This window comes from Mesorhizobium sp. M7A.F.Ca.MR.362.00.0.0, assembly GCF_004023175.1.
Taxonomy (GTDB): domain Bacteria; phylum Pseudomonadota; class Alphaproteobacteria; order Rhizobiales; family Rhizobiaceae; genus Mesorhizobium.
In genome coordinates this window covers 1-1515 of sequence record NZ_RZTF01000390.1, presented here as the reverse complement: position 1 = coordinate 1515, position 1515 = coordinate 1, and the positions used below count along the sequence as shown (strand labels likewise).

General features: G+C 60.7%; 1 protein-coding gene and 3 pseudogenes. All 4 read left to right on the top strand.

Annotation, left to right across the window (positions count from 1 at the left end; all coding sequences use genetic code 11):
- A partial coding sequence (locus tag EOC06_RS43940) for a penicillin acylase family protein (RefSeq protein ID WP_245470240.1) occupies nt 1–491 on the top strand: 491 nt, incomplete at its 5' end.
- 307 nt (nt 492–798) lie between these two features.
- A pseudogene (locus EOC06_RS30915) lies at nt 799–1029 on the top strand (transposase); the annotation flags it as partial.
- Between the two features lie 26 nt (nt 1030–1055).
- Nucleotides 1056–1297: pseudogene (locus EOC06_RS43935) on the top strand (helix-turn-helix domain-containing protein); the annotation flags it as partial.
- 1 nt (nt 1298) lies between these two features.
- Nucleotides 1299–1385, top strand: a pseudogene (locus EOC06_RS30905) (ATP-binding protein); the annotation flags it as partial.
- Nucleotides 1386–1515 lie beyond the last annotated feature (130 nt).

Here is a 1515-nt window from a genome sequence, read left to right as displayed (position 1 = left end):
TCTCCCTTCTGGCCGAGCCCGGGCTCCGATGGGACGAGGCCGAACGCGACGACATGCTGCTTTCGACGCTTTCAGCCGGTTTTGCCGATTGCGGCGCGCGGCTCGGCGCCGATCCGTTCGCCTGGCAATGGGGCAATTTGCACCGGGCGATTTTCGAACATGCTACCAGCCGCATCAGGCCGGAGAACGTCACGGAGTGGAATGTCGGGCCGCGTCCGCTCGGCGGTAGCCGTTCGACGACCATGCTCGCCGGCTACCGGATGAGCGATTTCGGCGTCAACTTAGGGGCGTCCGTTCGGCTCGTCATGGATGTCGGCGACTGGGACAAAAGCGTCTGCATCAACGCGCCCGGCCAGTCCGGAGACCCGCGCTCGGTCCATTACGGCGATCTCGCCGAAACGTGGTCTAAAGGTGAATATGTGCCGCTCGTCTACAGTAAAAAGCGCGTTGAGGAAGAGACTGTCCGCCGCATCACCCTCCTGCCGGAATGAGCCGCGGATCAGGCGACAGCGAAAAGCATTGCTCTCGGGCGTGGCTGGTTGTGTTGGGCAAGTCGCACGCCCTCGTGCGAGCAATTACCTGAACCACCGGCCGGAGCCCCGGGCGTGACGTCGGTCGGCCGCAGCACCATCGCCATGACCGGCGCTTTCTCCGTATTCGCCTGACCTTTCCGGCCATCAGCCGCAGTGCCTGACCCATCCGCCAGGCTGTCGGTTGGCTCACGCCAAGGATCTTGACCTGAGACCCTGAAGCTCCTCCAGTTTTTGGTAGATCCGTCCCGCTCAAGGAGACGGACGAATGAAGCGTTCACGGTTCACGGAAGAACAAGTCATCGCGATTTTGAAGGAGCAGGAGGCGGGAATGAAGACCGCTGATGTCTGCCGCAAGCACGGGATCTCTGAAGCGACTTTCTACAAATACAAGGCCAAGTTTGGTGCCATGGACGTTTCCGACGCCCGCAAGCTGAAGGCTTTAGAGGAGGAGAACGCCAAGCTGAAGAAGCTGCTGGCCGAGCAGATGCTGGACAATGCCATATGGTCGGGAGAGGGATTACGGTGATCAAGATCGGGGAGATGATGATGATACTGGATTTACATCGGCAGGGCCTGTCGGTGTCGGCGATAGACGGGAGACCGGGATCGACCGCAAGACGGTGCGCAAATACATTGCGCGCGGGCTCGAGGCTCCGGCCTACCGACCACACAAGCCGCGTCAGGCGGTGATCGATCCCTTCACGGCCCATCTTCGCGAACGTGTCACGCGATATCCCGGGCTCACCGGCAGCCGGCTTTTTCGCGGACCCCACCTATGCCGACGCAATATTGGATCGTCTTGTTCATAACGCTCACAGGCTGAGCGGCGAGTCCATGCGTCGTCTGCGCTAATCGGCCGAAATACAGACCTGAAAGGCCGGACCGCAAAACCGTGGAAAATAACCTGGCCAAGAGATTGTCGGACGCGCGGCCCGCGAATCAGACCGACCCTCGCGAAAATTGATGCAGGGTTCCTCCCATG